Raw genomic sequence first — 15,370 nt, 5'->3', positions numbered from 1 at the left:
CCTTGTTTTCCGCGTTCAGCGCACGGCTTCCACGGCCCGCCTTATGCGGGCGATCTGCGCCAGATGCGTGCCGACATGCCGGACGAAGCCGTCCACGATGCCTCGCAGGTCGATCGGGTCGCCTTTGAACGTAATGCCCCGCTTGGCCAGCTCCCCCGCATCCAGCCGCTCCAGCAGCCGGGCGTTCGCCCGCAGCAGCGCCGCGAACGCCGCCAGATGCTCCGCTGCCTCCTCCTCGTTGCCATGCTGGCCCGACACCCAGCGGTCCTGATCGAAGCGCGGCAGCCCGGCCTCCGTATCGGCGAGGATGTCGCGGATGCGGAACGACACGACGATGCTGTGGTCGGCCAGATGGGCCAGAACCTCCGTCACGCTCCACTTGCCGGGAGCCTCCTTTTCCTTCAGCTGCCGCTCGTCCAGTCCCTCGATGGCCTGCGCCAGCTGCTCATGCGTCTGGCGAAAGGCTTGCAGATCGATCGCGCTCATGCGCTTCTCCTCCTCCATGCTTCGACTCTCCGCTTTCTTCGGTCCCCGTCCCATCCCCCTCTGCCGCGAACCGCCGCAGCGCCCGCTCGGCCAGCTCGGCCAGCAGCCGCGCCGCCGGCAGCAGCGCCCGCTCGTCGACGTCGAAGCGGGGATGATGCCACTCCTGCGGCCCGTTCGTCCCCAGGAACACGAACAGGCCCGGGACCTCGCGCTGGTAGAACGCGAAGTCCTCGCCCGCCAGCGATGGCGAGGGCTCGACCGGCTCCAGGCCGGCCGCCGCGGCCGCCTCGCGTCCCAGCTCCGCCAGCGACGGATCGTTCAGCACCGGCGGCGGACCTTGCACCCAGCGCAGCGTCGCCTCCGTTCCGAGCGCCGAGGCGACGCCGACGACGATCGCCTCGAAGCGCTCCAGCACGCGCCGGCGCACCGCCTCGTCGAACGTGCGGATCGTGCCCTCCAGCACCGCCAGGTCGGGAATGATGTTCCATGACGTGCCGCTATGGAGCTTCGTCACGCTGACGACGACGCTGTCCAGCGGACCGACGCTGCGGCTCGCGATCGTCTGCAGCGCCGTCACGACATGCGCCGCCGCCGCGATCGGATCGAGGCCCGCTTCCGGCACGGCCGCATGCGCGGCGCGGCCCCTCACCTCGACGACGAAGCCGTCGGCGGCGGCCATGAGCGGGCCGGCCTTGATGCCGGCAGCGCCGACCGGCAAGTCGGGCTTGTTGTGCAGCCCGAACACGGCGCGCGCGCCGTCGAGAGCGCCGGCGGCGATCAGCTCGCGGGCGCCGCTCGCCTTTTCCTCCGCCGGCTGGAACAGCAGCCGCACCGTGCCGGGAAGCTCGCCCGCCCGGCGCTGCAACAGAAGCGCGGCTCCGACGAGGGCCGCCGCGTGGAAGTCATGCCCGCATGCATGCATGACGCCCGGCGCCAGCGAGGCGAACGGCAGCCCTGTCTCCTCCTGGATCGGCAGCGCGTCGATATCCGCGCGCAGCGCCACGACCGGACCCGGCCCGCCGATCTCGGCGATCAGGCCAGTGCGGAGCCCGTAGCGGCCGAGCGGGCGAATGCCCGCCTCCTCCAGCCAGGCCTGCAGGCGGCGCGTCGTCTCCCGCTCCTCGCGGGACAGCTCCGGATGGCGGTGCAGCTCCCGCCGGACGGCGACGAGCCGCGCCTCCAGCTCCTGGTCCGTCCCGCTCACGCCGGCTCTCCGGCGGCCGCCCCGGCTTCCAGCCCCGCTGCCGCTTCGACCCCCAATCCTGCATCCGCCCCGGCTTCCAGCCCCGCCGCCGGCTCCGCAACCAGCTCCGCCAGCAGCTCGAACGAGCGCAGCCGCGCGGAGAAGTCCGGCACGTTCGTGACCACGATGAACTCCGCCGCCCCGGTCGCTGCCTGCAGCGACCGCAGCTTGCGTCCCACCGTCTCCTTGGAGCCGGCGTAGACGATCGCTTCCTTCTCCTCGATCCGGTACTCGAGGCCGGACTGGCGGCCGAACTCCTCGGCCTGCTCCCGCGTCCCGAGCGTCACCGTGCGCCCGTCCTGCAGATGCGTCTTGACGACCTTCTGCGGCGTCAGCTGCGCCTCGGCCGCCGCGTCCGTATCGGCAGCGACCGCCGCGACGGCGACGATCAGCTCCGGCTGCCGCCCGGAGGAGGCGTCGAAGCTTTCGCGGTACGCCTGCGCCGCTCGTATTGCCAATTCCTCGTCTGCGCCGATGAACAGCGAGAATACATAAGGCAAGCCGAGCTTCCCGGCCGAGCGGGCGCTTTCCTCGCTCGCCCCGAGCACATGCAGCAGCGGCGGCTGCGCCGGTGCCGGCGCGGCGCGCAGGCCCGCCAGCGGATGCGGCTCGGCGAGCGGACGGCCGCCGAGGTAGCCGCTCAGCTCCTCAAGCTTGCCTTCGAGCGGCCCGCCCGCGCTGCCCGCTCCCTGCCGCAGCGCCTGCGTGCTGCGGGGCAGCCCGCCGGGCGCGCGGCCGACGCCGAGATCGACGCGGCCCGGCGCCAGCGCCGCCAGCACGTGGAACGTCTCCGCTACCTTGTACGGACTGTAATGCTGCAGCATGACGCCGCCCGAGCCGATGCGGATGCGCTCCGTGCGGGCCAGCAGGTAGCCGATGAGCGCTTCCGGCGACGAGCCGGCGAGCTGCTCGCTGTCATGATGCTCGGCGACCCAGAAGCGCCGCAGCCCGAGCTCCTCGGCGCGGCGCGCCAGCCGCACGGTATGGGCCAGCGCCTGCTCCGGCGTCTCGCCGGGATGGATCGGACTCTGGTCAAGCACGCTGATGGACAACGAAGACATGGCGGAACCTCCCTATTTCAGATTGAATACGTCGCCTCCGGCGTGATGCGCCGCAGGAACTGCCGCGTGCGCTCCTCCTTGGGCCTGCGGAACAGCTCCTCCGGCGGCCCCTCCTCGACGACGGCCCCGTCGTCCATGAACACGACGCGGCTCGCGACATCCTGCGCGAAGCCCATCTCGTGGGTGACGACGATCATCGTGATGCCCTCGCGGGCGATGCGGCGGAGCACCGCCAGCACCTCGCCGACGAGCTCGGGATCGAGCGCCGACGTCGGCTCGTCGAACAGGATGACCTCCGGCTCGAGCGCCAGCGCCCGGGCGATGCCGACCCGCTGCTGCTGCCCGCCCGACAGCTGGCTCGGATAGGCGTCCAGCCGCTCGCCGAGCCCGACCTTCTCCAGCAGCTCGACGCTGCGCCGGCGCGCTTCCTCCCGGGGCATCCGGCGGGCGACGACCAGCCCCTCCATCACGTTCTCGAGCGCCGTCTTGTGGCGGAACAGGTTGTACTGCTGGAACACCATCGCCGTGCGGCGGCGCAGCTCGTGGATGTCCCGGCGGCGGATCGAGCGGCAGTCGGCGGAGAAGCCGCCGATATGGATGCTGCCCTCCGACGGCCGCTCCAAAAAGTTCAGGCAGCGCAGCAGCGTTGTCTTGCCCGAACCGCTCGGGCCGAGGATCGCGAGCACCTCTCCTTTTTCCACGCTCAGGTCAATGCCCTTGAGCACCTCCGTCCGTCCGAACGACTTGCGGATTCCCTTCAGCCGAATCATGCGACTCCCCCCCGATGGTAACGACTGACGCGCTTCTCCAATACCGCCCCGATCCGCTCCAGCACGAGCGTCATCGCCCAGAACAGCACCGCCGCGGCCAGGAACGCCTCAAAGTACTTCCAGTTCGTCGAAGCGACGATCTCGGCCTGCGCGTTGATGTCGACGACCGACACGACAAAGGCGAGCGTCGAGGCGTGCAGCATGCCGATGACGAAGTTCGTCAGGTTCGGCACGCTCGCCGCCAGCGCCTGCGGAAAGACGATGCGCCGCAGCGCCTGCGGCACGGTCATGCCGACCGAAAGCGCCGCCTCCATCTGCCCGCGGCTGACGGCGAGCAGGCCGGAGCGGATCACCTCCGAGCCGTACGCGGATGCCGTGATCGAGAACGACAGCATCGCGAACGCGATCATCGGAATGCGCGCCGACGTCCACGACGAGCCGAGCTGACCGGCCACGCTGTCGATCAGCAGCGGCAGCCCGACGTAGAGCAGCAGCAGATGCGTCAGCATCGGCGTGCCCCGGATGACCGTCACCCAGCCGGCGGCGAGCCGGCCCAGCACCGGCACCGAGAAAAATCGCAGCAGCGCCAGCACGCTGCCTGCCGCAAGGCCGCAGAAGGCCGACACCGCCGTCAGCAGCAGCGTCGTCGGCACGGCGGGCAGCAGCTTCAGCAGCGCCTCCGCGATGAACGCCAGGTCCAGATTCATGGCGCGTTCCCTCCTTTCAGCTCCTGGATCGGAGATGGCCGCACGGACGGCCTCAGGCCCGCGAAGCGGCGGGGGCTCCCCGGCTCATCTCCGCTCCGCTCATGCCGCAGCAGCCGGCGCTCGCCGAGCTTCATCAGCTTTTCCAGCACGAACGCGACGACGAAGTACACGAGCGCCAGCGCCAAATACGCTTCGGCGAAATGCTGCGTGAGCGAGGCCAGCGTCTGCGACTTGCCGGTCATCTCCATGACGCCGAGCGTGAAGGCGAGCGAGGTGTCCTTGAGCAGCGCCAGCGTCAGGTTGGACAGCACCGGCACCGCGATCGCCAGCGCCTGCGGCGCGACGATGCGGCGGAATGCCTGCACGCCGGTCATGCCGACCGTGTAGGCGGCCTCCACCTGCCCGCGGTCGACCGCCTGGATCGACGCGCGGATCGTCTCGGAAACGTACGCCCCGGTATGAAGCCCGTACGTCAGGATGACAAAAACGAGCACCGGCGTCTTGCTCACGTCCACATGCGCCAGCTTCAGCAGCTCCGGCAGCCCGTAGTAGAACAGGAACAGCTGGATGAGGATCGGCGTCCCCCGGAAAAACGACGCGTACAGCTGCGAAAGCTGCGCCAGCACGGGGATCCGGTACAGCCGCGGCAACGCCGCCAGCAGGCCGGCCAGCAGGCCGAGCAGCAAGGAGCCGGCGACGATCCGCAGCGTCAGCCCGAGCGTGCCGAGCAGCTTGGGGATGAAGTCGATCACATAGGCAAAGTCAAACGGCAATCCGCCCATCGGCAGGTCCTCCTCGTTCCCGAAGCCGGCTCGGGCTGTTAGTCCTCTTCGGAGGTGAAGTCCGCTCCGAGCCACTGCTCGCTCAGCTTCGCCAGCGTGCCGTCAGCCTTCACTTCCTTGAGCGCGGCGTCAATGTCGTCAGCGAGCTTTTGCGACTCGGGCTCGTTCTTACGGAAGACAAACAAGATGTCCGCCTCCGACAACGCCTTGCCGACCCGCTTCAGCTTGCCCTGGGGATCGATCAGCGACAGCGAGAAGTCGGCTGCGAGCGCCGCGTCCACGCGGCCGCTCGTGATCTGATTCACCGTATCGTTGGCCACTCCGCTGGAGTAGACGATTTTCAGCGGATCGCCGTGCTCCTTGTTGTAGTTTTCCAGAATCTGCGCCTGCGCGCTCGTCGGCGAGGTCAGGAACTTCTTGCCGTGCAGGTCGGCCAGCGACTCGATCGGATCGTTATTGTCCTTGGCGACGACGATCTTGTTGCGCCAATGGGCGTAAGGCTCCTTGTTGAACAGGTACTTCTCCGTCCGCTCCGGATTTTTCTCGAACTCATGCGCGGCGAAGTCGATCTTGCCCGTCTCGAGGCTGAGCAGCAGGCTCTTGAACTCCAGCGTCTGAAACTCGAACTCGTAGGCGGGCAAACGCTTGTCGAGCTCCCGCACCAGCTCCACGTCGAACCCGGTCAGCTTGCCGTTGGCGTCGATGAAGCACACCTGAGGGAACTGCGTGCCCGTGCCGACGATGATCTTTTTCGCCGGCTGCGCCGAGCCTTCCGCTCCGGGCGCCGCACTGGCCTTCGAAGCGCCGGTATCGGCGATTCCGCCATTGGCATCGGCATTGGTTCCGGCTCCGCAGCCGGCCAGCGCCAGCCCCGCGAGCAGCGCGGCGGACAGCAGCAGCGGCCGTGCCGAATAAGTCCAGGATGGTGAAAGTCGTCTGTTCATCGGAATCTCCCCTTTTTCAATCGTTCGCTTAGTCTTGCAGCTGCGGCTGCAGCCGTTTGCGCAGCAGATGCATCGTCCCGTCGCCGTTGCCGAAGTCGATCGCTCGATACCGCTCGTAGCCTTTGCGCTCGTACATCGAGAGCAGCCACGGATGCCGCTCCGCAGTCGCCAGCGTGACCGCCTCTGCGCCCAAGCGGCGCGCCAGCACCTCCTGCTCGACCCAAGACAGCAGCTTGGAGCCGACGCCGCGGCTCTGCAGCTCCGGGGCGACCGCGAACCATTTCAGGAAGGGCAGGTCGGTAATCGCCTTCACCTCCTCGCCCTTCGACAGCGTGATCGTCGCGGCCAACTCCCCGTCCAGCTCCAGCACGTAGCATTCATGTTCGCGGATGTTGCTTCGGATCAATTCCTCATCCGCATGGGCGGCAGGCCAGCTCAGTTTCAGCTCGCGGATCTGCTCGTAGGCGCCGTAGACGATCTGCTGCAGGCGCGGCGCATCCTTTTCGACGGCGATCCGGTACAGCTCCCCCATCCTGATTCCTCCTCAGCCATTAATTTCATAACAATTCCTATGCAATTAGTATGAATTAAGCCCTGTGTCTACTGTAGCACCGTCTGCCGCCGCCCGGCCAATAGACTTGTTCTATTCGATCATAGAAAAGGCTTGGAAGCTCCGGATCGCTTCCACCAGCTCGGCATATTCGCCGCTGCGCACGCTGAGGCTCGTCTGCAGGGAGATGCCGGCCGTCTCCGCGATCTCGACGGGCACGAGCCGTCCTTTCGCCGCTTCCTCCCGAATGCAGACGCCAGGCAGGAAAGCGATGCCCGCGCGGCCAAGCACGAGCTTTTTGGCCGTCTCGGATTGATCGGCATGGCAGACGATATCCGGCGGCTGCTCCAAGCTCTCGAACACCCGATGCAGCCGCAGCCAGTCAAGCGACCCGCATTCGAAGAACACCAGCTTCTCCCCCGCAAGCTCGGACAGCTCGATCCGGCCGCGAGCGGCAAACGGATGGCTGTCGTAGACATAGAGCCGGATCGGATCGTCGTAGAGCGGATAGGAGCGGAGGGAGGGATGAGTCAGCTTGCGCACGAACGCGATGTCGATCTCCTGCTCGAGCAGCCGCGCGCCCAGCTCGTCGGTCGTAGCCGTCATCAGCTTGAACGTCAGCTCGGGGAAGAGGCCCTTGAGGAAGGGCAGAAGCTCCGGAATGATGTAGGTGGAGACGGAGACGGTGCTTCCGATGCGCAGCTCCTGAGGTACGGACGGCTTCTTCTGCAGATGAAGCTTGCCCTTGCGATACGTCTGGAGGATCTGCTGCGCGTAGGGAAGGAACGTCTTGCCCGTGTCCGTCAGCTGCACTCCCTTGGCCTGGCGCTCGAACAGCTTGGCGTCCAGGTCCCGTTCCAGCGTTTGGATGCGTGAGGTCACGGACGGCTGGGAAAGATATAGCGCATCGGCCGCCTTGTTGAAGCTCCCGTAATGGTTGACGTAGACGAATGCCTCGATATTGTCGATATTCATGGGCCGCCCCCCAAAGTATATTTCTCACATCTACATAGTGGGTTTAATTTGTATGACTATAGCTTACCCCTCCCGGGCTGTCAACGGGCCGTTTGCAGCAGCAGGACGGCCAATCGAAAAAAGCGCCTCGGCCCGCATGGAATGCGGATCCGGGCGCTTCTTGCCGCTTTAGAGCACTTGACGGCGGCGCTTCGGCCCGTCGCTGCCGCCAGTTGGTCGCGGAGCGCTCCCTCCGAGCCGCACCGGGCTGATGAACCAGTAGGACGCGCCGATGATCAGGCCGCCGCCGACGATGTTGCCGAGCGTGACGGGAATCAGGTTATGCAGCCATCCGGCGAGCGTGACCGTGCCGGGATGCGGCAGCAGCAGCGACAGGCTGAGCAGCGTCATGTTGGCGACGCTGTGCTCGTAGCCGCTTGCAATGAAGGCCAGCAGCATCCACCAGATGAGGATGAGCTTCGCCGTCTCCGACTTGGCGCGGGCTCCGCACCAGAGCGCCAGGCAGACGAGCATGTTGCAGAGGATGCCGCGGAAGAACAGCTCGGCATAGCCCAGATGCATCTTTTTCGCCGCGATCGCGAACAGGATATGATCCGGACCGATGCCGTGGAAGACGCCGGCCCCGACGACGAGTCCGCACAGCACGAGCGCGCCGAGCAGGTTGCCGGCGAACACGAACGCCCAGTTGCGAAGCGCGTCCCCCCAGGTGACCGTTCCCGAGAGGCGGCCGATCGTGAAATACATGTTGTTGCCGGTGAACAGCTCCGCTCCGGCGAATACGACAAGCGTGAGCGCGATGCCGAAAAACGCGCCCATGACGAGCGAGACGACCGGCGAGTGCGCCGCCAGCAGCGGCGCGCCGATCAGGAAGATCAGCACGATTCCCAGGCCGACATACGCTCCGGCCAGCATGCAGTGCACGAGATAACGCAGCGGCCGCTCGCGCTGCATCCGGCTTTTGTCCGCAGCCAGCCTCGCCAGCTTCTCCAGCGGTTGTTCGTACATGAGGGCTCCTCCTTTGGTGGCGCGCTAGCCTTTGCCTCCATTGTAGAGGCGGGAGGCAGGAGAGACTGTGATCGTCCTCACGTTTTCGCCTGGAAAAACATGCACGAATGCGGCATAAAAAAAGACAGCCCGCTCGGGGCTGTCTTCGGGTCTGGCTTATTCGTCGCCGGAAGCCTGCTTTTTCAGCGCGGAAGCGCTGTTGTCATGCAGCACCGGCAGCTCGCGGGTCGCGTGCTCCATCGGAGACTGGCATAAGAAGCATGTCGGCACTTCGTCCAGAGCGAAATTTTTGCGCATCCATCCATTGCAGTCCTCGCTTACGCAGGACCAGATCTCGGTGATCTCGGTCGGCAGCTCCGCCTGAGGTTTCTTGCGGGAGTAATACATTCGAGCTTCGCCTCCTGTTCAAAGTAGCCCGCCTCCTGGCGCCGGCAATTCGAGAAAAAAAGCCCTGCTGATGCAGGGCGCGGCAATTAGTAGATTTTAACGACGTTCTCGGCTTGCGGGCCGCGGTTGCCGGCAACGACGTTGAACTCAACGCGTTGGCCTTCATCCAGCGTGCGGAAGCCTTCGGATTGGATGGCGCTGAAGTGTACGAATACGTCTTCGCCGCCCTCTACCTCGATGAAGCCGTAGCCTTTTTCTGCGTTGAACCATTTTACAGTACCTTGTTGCATGGAACATTCCTCCTTGATGGGATTTACGTAAACAAAAGAAAAAGCCGCCGTTCGGAAAAGGGCAGCATCGCCGGCCCTCTTCGCCTAGGCGACTGGTGTCTCCTATACGATTCCCCTATTGTAGCACGTTCCGGTACCCAAAAGCAAAGAATCCGCTGGAAAAAGTTCCACTTTTCACCGGAACTCGCTCGCCGACAAGATGCCGAGCCGCTTGGCCTCGACGATCGCCTCGGAACGGGAGCGCACGCCGAGCTTCTCGAAGATGCGCGTCAAATTGTATTCCACCGTGCGCTGGCTCATGAGCAGCTTGCTCGCGATATCGCGATTGCTGCTGCCGCTGGCGACCTCCTGCAGGATCTCGGTCTCGCGCTCGTTGATGCTGACCTCCTCCAGCACGCGCTCGCCATGCTCCTGCGGCAGCCGGATGTCGCGGCGCCGCAGCTGGCGCAGCAGCTGCACGGGCACGATCGCTTCGCCCCGCAGGACGCAGCGGATCGAGGTGAGCAGCTGCTCGCGCGAGGCGGTCTTGCTCACGAAGCCGCTGACGCCGGACTCGATCAGCAGATTGAAGTTGGGACTGATCTCGTAGCCGGTGTAGATCAGGATCCGGTGCTCCGGATTGGACGCCATCAGGCGCTTGGTCAGCTCCAGGCCGCTGATGACCGGCATGTTGAGATCGAACAGCATGACGTCGAAGGCCTCCGCCTTGACGATCTCCAGCGCTTCCATGGCGGAATGCAGAACCGTAACCTTCATGTCCGGGTCTTGTTCGATCATCGTCTTGGTTCCTTCGCCTACGGAAGGGTGATCGTCAACCAGCAAGATTCGAATCGCGCTCATCTATCCCATCTTCTCCTTCATGAGCCGCCGATTCGATCGGCAGCCAAAGATCGACTTCCAGTCCTTCGCCCGGCTCCGACAGGAACCGGATCCGGCCTGCATGGCTCCGCACCCTTTCCTTGATGCCGGAGAGGCCCATATGCTGATACGAATCCTGCAGCTTCTCGAGCGCCAGCCCGACGCCGTCGTCCCGGTAGCGCAGCCGCACGCCGCCCTCGTCCTCGCGCAGCTCGATGCGGATGAGCGTCGCGCGGGCATGCTTGCTCGCGTTGACGAGCAGCTCCTGCACGATGCGGAACAGCGTCAGCGTCTCCTCGTCGCCGAGCGACTCCGGCGGCTCGCCGGCGTTGAACTCGATCGCGTAGTTCGCGCGGATCTGCTGCTGCTCGAACAGGCTGCGCAGCGATTCGACGAGCCCCATCTCCTTGAGCAGCGGCGGCCGCAGCTCGTTGCACGTCTCGCGGATCTGATGGATGACGTCCAGCAGCCCCTCGCGGATGTCCGTCAGCTGGCCGCGCATTTCCGGCGGCATGTCGTGGTCGAGCATCGCCGCCTCCAGCTTGCGGTACCAGACGAGCTGGTCCTGGAGCGCCGTGTCGTGCAGATCCGAAGCCAGCTTGCGCCGCTCGCTCTCGGCCAGCTGGAAAATCATGCGCAGCACCCACGAGGGCGTTCCTTGGCGCTTGGACATCTCGGCCTCCAGATCTCCGATCAGATTCTCGATCAGATGCAGGTTTTCGAATACGATGGCGCTGTAGTTGGCCAGCGTCTTGAGCCACCCGAGCTCGTCGGGATTGAACTTGGTGCGGTTCGTCTTGTCTCCGATCCAGAGGATCTGGTAGGAGGAGCGCTTCTGCCCGATGACGACGGCCAGGCCCGTCGACAGGACGACGGCGGCGCCGACGCCGAGCCGGCGGCCGCTCGCGGCGAGCTCGCGGGCGGCGATCGCCTGGGGCGTCTCGGCCGCGTCTTGCGCCTGCGGCGCCGATTCCGGCTCATACCGGAAAAAAGCGACCTCGCGCACAGGCAGGATGGACCGCACCTCCTGCTCGAGCACCCGCTCGAGATCGGCCTGCTTCATGACGCGCGAGATGCGCGAGGAGAAGCGGTCGAGGCTGCCCTGGAAGTTGTTCAGGTCCTTGTTCCATTTCGGCCGCAGCCGGTAGTCGAGGAATTCCTTGCCGAACAGGAAGGCCGTGATGAGCAGGTACACGACGAGGAACAGCTGCACCCAGCCGACCCAGGCGAGCTGGCGGTGGTTCGTGAGCACGACCGCCAGTCCCGTGATGAGCAGCGTCGGGAAGAAGGCGATGATCGTGTAGTACGAGAACCGGCTCAGGAAAAAGTCGATGTCGAACAGCCGCTGCGTCGTGAACATGTACAGGTAGACGATCGGCAGTCCAAGCAGGAACGCCGCCGCCACCTGCCCCGGGATGATCGGCACGCCGAACAGCAGCGGCACGCCGAACAGCAGCAGAAACGGCAGAAACCCGACCAGATGGCCGAGCAGCGTCAGCTTGAACAGCGACTTCAAGTCATCCTGCCGATGAGCGAGGTACGAGCGGACCAGCTTGTAGATGATGTATGCGTTGCCGAGCACGAAGTAGGCCATCAGGAAGATCGACTTGAATGGTACCGCCCCAGTCATCTCGATCGCCTGAACGGCAAGCTGCGCGATGAAGCCCGCTTGCATCAGGAGCAGAGCCGCCTTCGAGGCGAACCGCTTGCCGAAGCGCTGCAAGTAGCGGTCCAGGAAGAGCAGGAAGGTCAGCGGCACTCCGGCAAAGGAAGCCGTAAGCACGACTCTGCCGACCAGATCCCCTCTCCCGGAAACCATGGCGCTGAGGTAAGCGAACCCGATGCACAGGAAAAATAAAATCAGGCGGAGGGCAGCAGGGTCTTCTTTTTTTCGCTTGTAGACAAAGGATGAAAAAGAGATAAAGATGAGCAAAGCAATCGAAGGCAGAATGAGATAAAAGATCAACTGATTTCCTACAAGCCTTTGAGGTACGACAAAGGTCAGGTTTTCCTCTCCAGCGTCTGTCTGTCTGACTAAATTTATTGTAGATACCATTTCCAAATAGCCAAAGGTCCGAAGATTGAATAAATGGTCCGGATCTTGCCCGTCTGTCGAAACAAGCCGGTCTCCAACCTGAATTTTTCCATGACCCCAGAACTCCGGCTCGATGCTTTCGACGGTGTATGTGCCGTCTTCGCTTCGTTGTACGTTTACTCCGAGGAGTGGATGAATGGCGATGGTCTGTACGAGATAAAAGGCGAGCAGTAAGACTGTCAGGATGAATCCGACTGGCTTGAGCTTGAAAGACAGCTTAACTCACCTACCCTTGGATGGTTTAAGTCCAGATACCCGATTGCAGCAAGCTGGTTCCCTTGCCTTGCTCCCGGCGCTCCACTACGTCTACGAACGCTCTTTGCTCCGCATCGCTGAGGCCTGCCAGTTGAAGCTGTCCCATTTGAATTCGCATCACAGAGCCGGATTCCTTCACGATAGATTGGATCATTTCTTTCAACATGGTACATCCCTCCGAATTGGGTTTTAAGAGCGTCGCATCTCTTAACTCCACTATAGCAAGGCGCCAGGATGTCGGAAACGAAAAGCAGCTAGGGGAAAGCCGCAAACGTTGTTGCGCGCCCCGCATGCGGCTGCTTGCGGAGATGGCGGGCTGCGGGATGGCGGAGCCGCTGATATGCCGGATGGCGGGATTCAGCCCCTCGGCCGGCGGCGTTGCCCTCTCTTGCACCGAAGAGTCCGCCCGACTCGGTCTGGCTCGCCCCCGCGCCGAAGCATTCGCCCGCACTTGGCCGAGCCGGCTCCCGCACGGAAAGTCCGCCCTTTACTCCGCCAGAGCGAGCATCTGGTCGCGCCAGCCTTCCTCCAGCTCCAGCTGCTCCAGCAGCTCCAGGAAACGGTAGTAATGCGTGCGCATGCGGACCGACGAGTAGAGCATCGTGCCGGTCTTCTCCAGAATCGCCTCCAGCTCCTCGCGCCGGTGGCGGACCTCCTCCATCGAGAGCCGGCCCTCGTAGTAGTCGATTACCCAGCGGTCCTCGTCCGTGACGGCCTGCAGCAGGAACAGCGTCGGCAGCGTAAGCTTGCGGTTCAAAAAGTCGTTCTTGTCCGTCCAGTTGGCCAGATCGCGGATGTCGTTCTTGATCTGGGCGGCGATGCCGAGCTGCTCGGCGTAGCCGCGCACCTGCTCCTTCCACTCGCCGGTGGCGAGCACGGTGCCGATCATGCAGCCGCAGACGAGCAGCGCCGCCGATTTCTGGCTGACCATCGCCAGATAGGCGTCCTCGTCGGGGATGTCGTTGAGCAGGTCGAGCGTCTGCCCGTGCACGGCGGTCAGCACCTGCATGCTGAGCAGCCGCGCGGCCTGCTGCGCCCGCTCCGGCTCGAAGCCGCTCTCGAGCAGCAGCCGCTGCGCGATCATCAGCATGCCGAGCGCCAGGTTCAGCGCAATCTCCGGCCGGTACGCGCTCCACGGGACCGCCGGATTGTCCTGGTCCTGCACGTCGTCAATCATGTCGAGGCTCAGGATCATCAGCTCCACCGCCGCCGCGGCCCGGTAGATCCGCTCGTCGTCCTCGCCCTTGTACATGCGGTAATGCAGCATCGTCATCTTGCCGAACAGCATCGATTCGCTCAGCTTCTGCTCCAGGCAGGCGAGCGCCATCTCGCGCAGCTGCGGCAGCACGAAGTGCGCCTCGACGCTTTCCTTCATCGCCTGCTCCATCCGTCTGATCGTCTGCTCCATCAAATCCCCCCCGATCTGATCCCTATGCCCCAGGTGTGAGCGACTACGGCGTGTGCATGAGGTCCCATGACTTATTCCACAGAAAATTATCCATATCCTTCAATCCCTGGGAGCGGACAGCCGAAAAAAGCCGTTTCCTTGCCTGCAGGCAAGGAAACGGCTGGATAGGACCGCAAGGCCATTCCACGCGGCCTCCGAAAAGTCCCGCCTGCGCCGGCGCGGGAACCGCTTTCTGCATCCGGGACGCTTACGGACCGCCGCTCGGCTCGCCGTCGCGGGGACGCGGGCCGAGCGGGCGCTCGTCACGCGGCTGGCCTCCGCCCGAGCCGCCCGCAGGTCCCGGATCCGGCGCAGGTCCCGAGGCGCATCTCTCGAGCTGCTCCTCGAGCAGCAGCCGCATCTCGTCCGGCTTCAGGCCATACTTCGAGCCGGTCGCGACCGCGCTGCGGAACGACTCCTGCACGAGCGCCCGCGACCATGACCGCCGCGCGGAGCGCTCCGAGCCGCTGCGGCAGACGAAGGTGCCGATGCCTTTGGAGATCGTCAGCAGCCCTTCCCGCTCCAGATCCAGGTAGACGCGGCGAACAGTGATGAGGCTGCAGCCCAATTTCGAGGCGAGATCCCGCAAGCTGGGCAGCTGCATATCCTCCGGCAGCGCCCCGCTGTGGATCAGCTCGCGCAGCTGAGCCTCCAGCTGGGCGTATAGCGGCTGCGCGCTATCCGGCGAGACGCGCAGCGGCAGCTCCCCCGGGAGAAGGGGGAGCGGCTCGGTGCGGTCTGTCATCGGGAAGCCTCCGGCTCGGCCTGCAGCAGCAGGCAGCTCAGCGCGACCTCGTACTGGCCGTCAAGCCCGAGCAGCTGATGCACGCGGCTGTCGTAAAAGCCGAGCACCGGCTGCAGCCTGAGCCCGCTGCCGGCCGAGCAGGCGGCCAGCCTTTCCGTGATGCGGCCCCCTTCGAGCAGGCTCAGCCGGTAGCCGCGCTCGCCGAACAGCTGCAGCGACCGATGCAGGTTGGCGGCGACGAAAATCGCGCCCTGCAGCGGACCGGCATTCACCGCCGGATCGAACAGCGCGGAGCAGCGCTCCTCGTCCGGAGCGCCGAGCTCCTGCAGGCAGTCGCCGTGCGGATGAAAGTAGAACAGCTCCAGCCGCTTCGTCGCCAAGCTGCGCGAGAGGATGTACAGCTCCGGCGAGTCGAGCGCCGCCCCGCCGAGCTCCTCGAGCGGACCGAAGTCCGCGAACGGAGCCGTCTGCGGCTGCTGGCGGCGCAGGCGGACCAGCAGCCGGCGCAGCGCGGGATGGTCGTTCAGGCCGCCCTCTGCCTCCGCCTCCGGATCGTCCGCCAGCCGGGAATGCGGCGCGGAGAAATACCGCTTGGCGGGCGTGGCGGGAGCGTTCATCTGCGCGAACAGCTTGCGCAGCATTTTCATCCGGGAGCGGGTGAGCACCTCGAGCTGGGGATAATGGCTGGAGTTGAGGTGATACGTCAGGGACAGAGAATCTTCGCCGGCGAGCGCGTCGGCGCGCCAGTCGATGAACTTGGATTGCATGGA

At 64.8% G+C, this 15,370-nt stretch carries 18 protein-coding genes; all 18 read right to left on the bottom strand.

All coding sequences use genetic code 11. The features are described 5' to 3' along the window. Positions 1–15: 15 nt before the first annotated feature. The 18 genes from NYE40_RS01815 to NYE40_RS01730 all read right to left on the bottom strand — a co-directional run bounded on the left by NYE40_RS01815 (position 16) and on the right by NYE40_RS01730 (position 15,367). Positions 16–486, bottom strand: coding sequence for a DinB family protein (locus NYE40_RS01815; protein WP_028599340.1), 471 nt, complete (start codon positions 484–486; stop codon positions 16–18). After that, complete coding sequence (locus NYE40_RS01810) at positions 446–1,690, bottom strand: amidohydrolase (RefSeq protein WP_101808385.1); 1,245 nt, start codon at positions 1,688–1,690, stop codon at positions 446–448. The genes NYE40_RS01815 and NYE40_RS01810 overlap by 41 nt, the downstream gene beginning before the upstream one ends. Further along, entirely contained in the window at positions 1,687–2,790 is a 1,104-nt protein-coding gene (locus NYE40_RS01805; RefSeq protein ID WP_052333339.1) for an MsnO8 family LLM class oxidoreductase, read from the bottom strand. Before NYE40_RS01805 ends, NYE40_RS01810 begins: the two co-directional genes overlap by 4 nt. A 17-nt stretch (positions 2,791–2,807) precedes the next feature. Then, a complete protein-coding gene (locus NYE40_RS01800; RefSeq protein WP_028599339.1) occupies positions 2,808–3,560 on the bottom strand; it encodes an amino acid ABC transporter ATP-binding protein in 753 nt (250 codons plus the stop codon). Further along, positions 3,557–4,267 (bottom strand): amino acid ABC transporter permease, encoded by a 711-nt coding sequence (locus tag NYE40_RS01795; RefSeq protein ID WP_028599338.1) that lies wholly within the window; start codon positions 4,265–4,267, stop codon positions 3,557–3,559. The genes NYE40_RS01800 and NYE40_RS01795 overlap by 4 nt, the downstream gene beginning before the upstream one ends. Beyond that, complete coding sequence (locus NYE40_RS01790; RefSeq protein ID WP_052333338.1) at positions 4,264–5,049, bottom strand: amino acid ABC transporter permease; 786 nt, start codon at positions 5,047–5,049, stop codon at positions 4,264–4,266. Before NYE40_RS01790 ends, NYE40_RS01795 begins: the two co-directional genes overlap by 4 nt. A gap of 38 nt (positions 5,050–5,087) precedes the next feature. Then, positions 5,088–5,993, bottom strand: a complete 906-nt coding sequence (locus tag NYE40_RS01785) for a transporter substrate-binding domain-containing protein (RefSeq protein WP_052333337.1) — start codon at positions 5,991–5,993, stop codon at positions 5,088–5,090. Positions 5,994–6,021: 28 nt separating this feature from the next. Continuing rightward, complete coding sequence (locus tag NYE40_RS01780) at positions 6,022–6,525, bottom strand: GNAT family N-acetyltransferase (protein ID WP_339279216.1); 504 nt, start codon at positions 6,523–6,525, stop codon at positions 6,022–6,024. A 111-nt stretch (positions 6,526–6,636) separates the two neighbouring features. Then, complete coding sequence (locus NYE40_RS01775) at positions 6,637–7,518, bottom strand: LysR family transcriptional regulator (RefSeq protein WP_101808384.1); 882 nt, start codon at positions 7,516–7,518, stop codon at positions 6,637–6,639. Between the two features lie 168 nt (positions 7,519–7,686). After that, on the bottom strand, positions 7,687–8,523 hold the full coding sequence (locus NYE40_RS01770; RefSeq protein WP_339279215.1) for a formate/nitrite transporter family protein: 837 nt from the start codon (positions 8,521–8,523) through the stop codon (positions 7,687–7,689). 156 nt (positions 8,524–8,679) lie between these two features. Then, positions 8,680–8,910 carry a cold-shock protein gene (locus NYE40_RS01765; protein ID WP_028599334.1) on the bottom strand — a complete coding sequence of 77 codons (231 nt, stop codon included), beginning with the start codon at positions 8,908–8,910 and terminating at the stop codon, positions 8,680–8,682. Positions 8,911–8,996: 86 nt separating this feature from the next. Continuing rightward, entirely contained in the window at positions 8,997–9,200 is a 204-nt protein-coding gene (locus tag NYE40_RS01760) for a cold-shock protein (protein ID WP_028599333.1), read from the bottom strand. A gap of 174 nt (positions 9,201–9,374) precedes the next feature. Continuing rightward, positions 9,375–9,977, bottom strand: a complete 603-nt coding sequence (locus NYE40_RS01755) for a response regulator transcription factor (RefSeq protein WP_339279214.1) — start codon at positions 9,975–9,977, stop codon at positions 9,375–9,377. A 34-nt stretch (positions 9,978–10,011) separates the two neighbouring features. Then, positions 10,012–11,841 carry a sensor histidine kinase gene (locus NYE40_RS01750; protein ID WP_180968426.1) on the bottom strand — a complete coding sequence of 610 codons (1,830 nt, stop codon included), beginning with the start codon at positions 11,839–11,841 and terminating at the stop codon, positions 10,012–10,014. A gap of 553 nt (positions 11,842–12,394) precedes the next feature. Next, entirely contained in the window at positions 12,395–12,574 is a 180-nt protein-coding gene (gene comX / locus NYE40_RS01745) for a competence pheromone ComX (protein WP_127464377.1), read from the bottom strand. Positions 12,575–12,895: 321 nt separating this feature from the next. Beyond that, the gene (locus NYE40_RS01740; protein WP_084137366.1) at positions 12,896–13,816 is read right to left on the bottom strand and encodes a polyprenyl synthetase family protein; all 921 of its coding nucleotides are present in this window, start codon (positions 13,814–13,816) and stop codon (positions 12,896–12,898) included. 247 nt (positions 13,817–14,063) lie between these two features. Continuing rightward, a complete protein-coding gene (locus NYE40_RS01735) occupies positions 14,064–14,600 on the bottom strand; it encodes a GntR family transcriptional regulator (RefSeq protein WP_052333334.1) in 537 nt (178 codons plus the stop codon). Next, positions 14,597–15,367 carry a hypothetical protein gene (locus NYE40_RS01730; RefSeq protein WP_043111465.1) on the bottom strand — a complete coding sequence of 257 codons (771 nt, stop codon included), beginning with the start codon at positions 15,365–15,367 and terminating at the stop codon, positions 14,597–14,599. Before NYE40_RS01730 ends, NYE40_RS01735 begins: the two co-directional genes overlap by 4 nt. Between the last annotated feature and the right edge of the window lie 3 nt (positions 15,368–15,370).

This window comes from Paenibacillus sp. FSL W8-1187 (assembly GCF_037965485.1).
Taxonomy (GTDB): Bacteria; Bacillota; Bacilli; order Paenibacillales; family Paenibacillaceae; genus Paenibacillus_O; species Paenibacillus_O pasadenensis.
Note: the sequence above shows the minus strand (reverse complement) of the source record. Positions and strands in the feature narration are given on the sequence as shown.

What these genes read in the sequence shown, in the direction of transcription:
- NYE40_RS01730 (WP_043111465.1), bottom strand. Translation starts at nt 15,367, where the DNA reads ATGCAATCCAAGTTCATCGACTGGCGCGCCGACGCGCTCGCCGGCGAA.
- comX (WP_127464377.1), bottom strand. Translation starts at nt 12,574, where the DNA reads ATGTTGAAAGAAATGATCCAATCTATCGTGAAGGAATCCGGCTCTGTG.
- NYE40_RS01790 (WP_052333338.1), bottom strand. Translation starts at nt 5,049, where the DNA reads ATGGGCGGATTGCCGTTTGACTTTGCCTATGTGATCGACTTCATCCCC.
- NYE40_RS01740 (WP_084137366.1), bottom strand. Translation starts at nt 13,816, where the DNA reads ATGGAGCAGACGATCAGACGGATGGAGCAGGCGATGAAGGAAAGCGTC.
- NYE40_RS01785 (WP_052333337.1), bottom strand. Translation starts at nt 5,993, where the DNA reads ATGAACAGACGACTTTCACCATCCTGGACTTATTCGGCACGGCCGCTG.
- NYE40_RS01800 (WP_028599339.1), bottom strand. Translation starts at nt 3,560, where the DNA reads ATGATTCGGCTGAAGGGAATCCGCAAGTCGTTCGGACGGACGGAGGTG.
- NYE40_RS01770 (WP_339279215.1), bottom strand. Translation starts at nt 8,523, where the DNA reads ATGTACGAACAACCGCTGGAGAAGCTGGCGAGGCTGGCTGCGGACAAA.
- NYE40_RS01765 (WP_028599334.1), bottom strand. Translation starts at nt 8,910, where the DNA reads ATGTATTACTCCCGCAAGAAACCTCAGGCGGAGCTGCCGACCGAGATC.
- NYE40_RS01795 (WP_028599338.1), bottom strand. Translation starts at nt 4,267, where the DNA reads ATGAATCTGGACCTGGCGTTCATCGCGGAGGCGCTGCTGAAGCTGCTG.
- NYE40_RS01780 (WP_339279216.1), bottom strand. Translation starts at nt 6,525, where the DNA reads ATGGGGGAGCTGTACCGGATCGCCGTCGAAAAGGATGCGCCGCGCCTG.
- NYE40_RS01815 (WP_028599340.1), bottom strand. Translation starts at nt 486, where the DNA reads ATGAGCGCGATCGATCTGCAAGCCTTTCGCCAGACGCATGAGCAGCTG.
- NYE40_RS01775 (WP_101808384.1), bottom strand. Translation starts at nt 7,518, where the DNA reads ATGAATATCGACAATATCGAGGCATTCGTCTACGTCAACCATTACGGG.
- NYE40_RS01805 (WP_052333339.1), bottom strand. Translation starts at nt 2,790, where the DNA reads ATGTCTTCGTTGTCCATCAGCGTGCTTGACCAGAGTCCGATCCATCCC.
- NYE40_RS01760 (WP_028599333.1), bottom strand. Translation starts at nt 9,200, where the DNA reads ATGCAACAAGGTACTGTAAAATGGTTCAACGCAGAAAAAGGCTACGGC.
- NYE40_RS01755 (WP_339279214.1), bottom strand. Translation starts at nt 9,977, where the DNA reads ATGATCGAACAAGACCCGGACATGAAGGTTACGGTTCTGCATTCCGCC.
- NYE40_RS01735 (WP_052333334.1), bottom strand. Translation starts at nt 14,600, where the DNA reads ATGACAGACCGCACCGAGCCGCTCCCCCTTCTCCCGGGGGAGCTGCCG.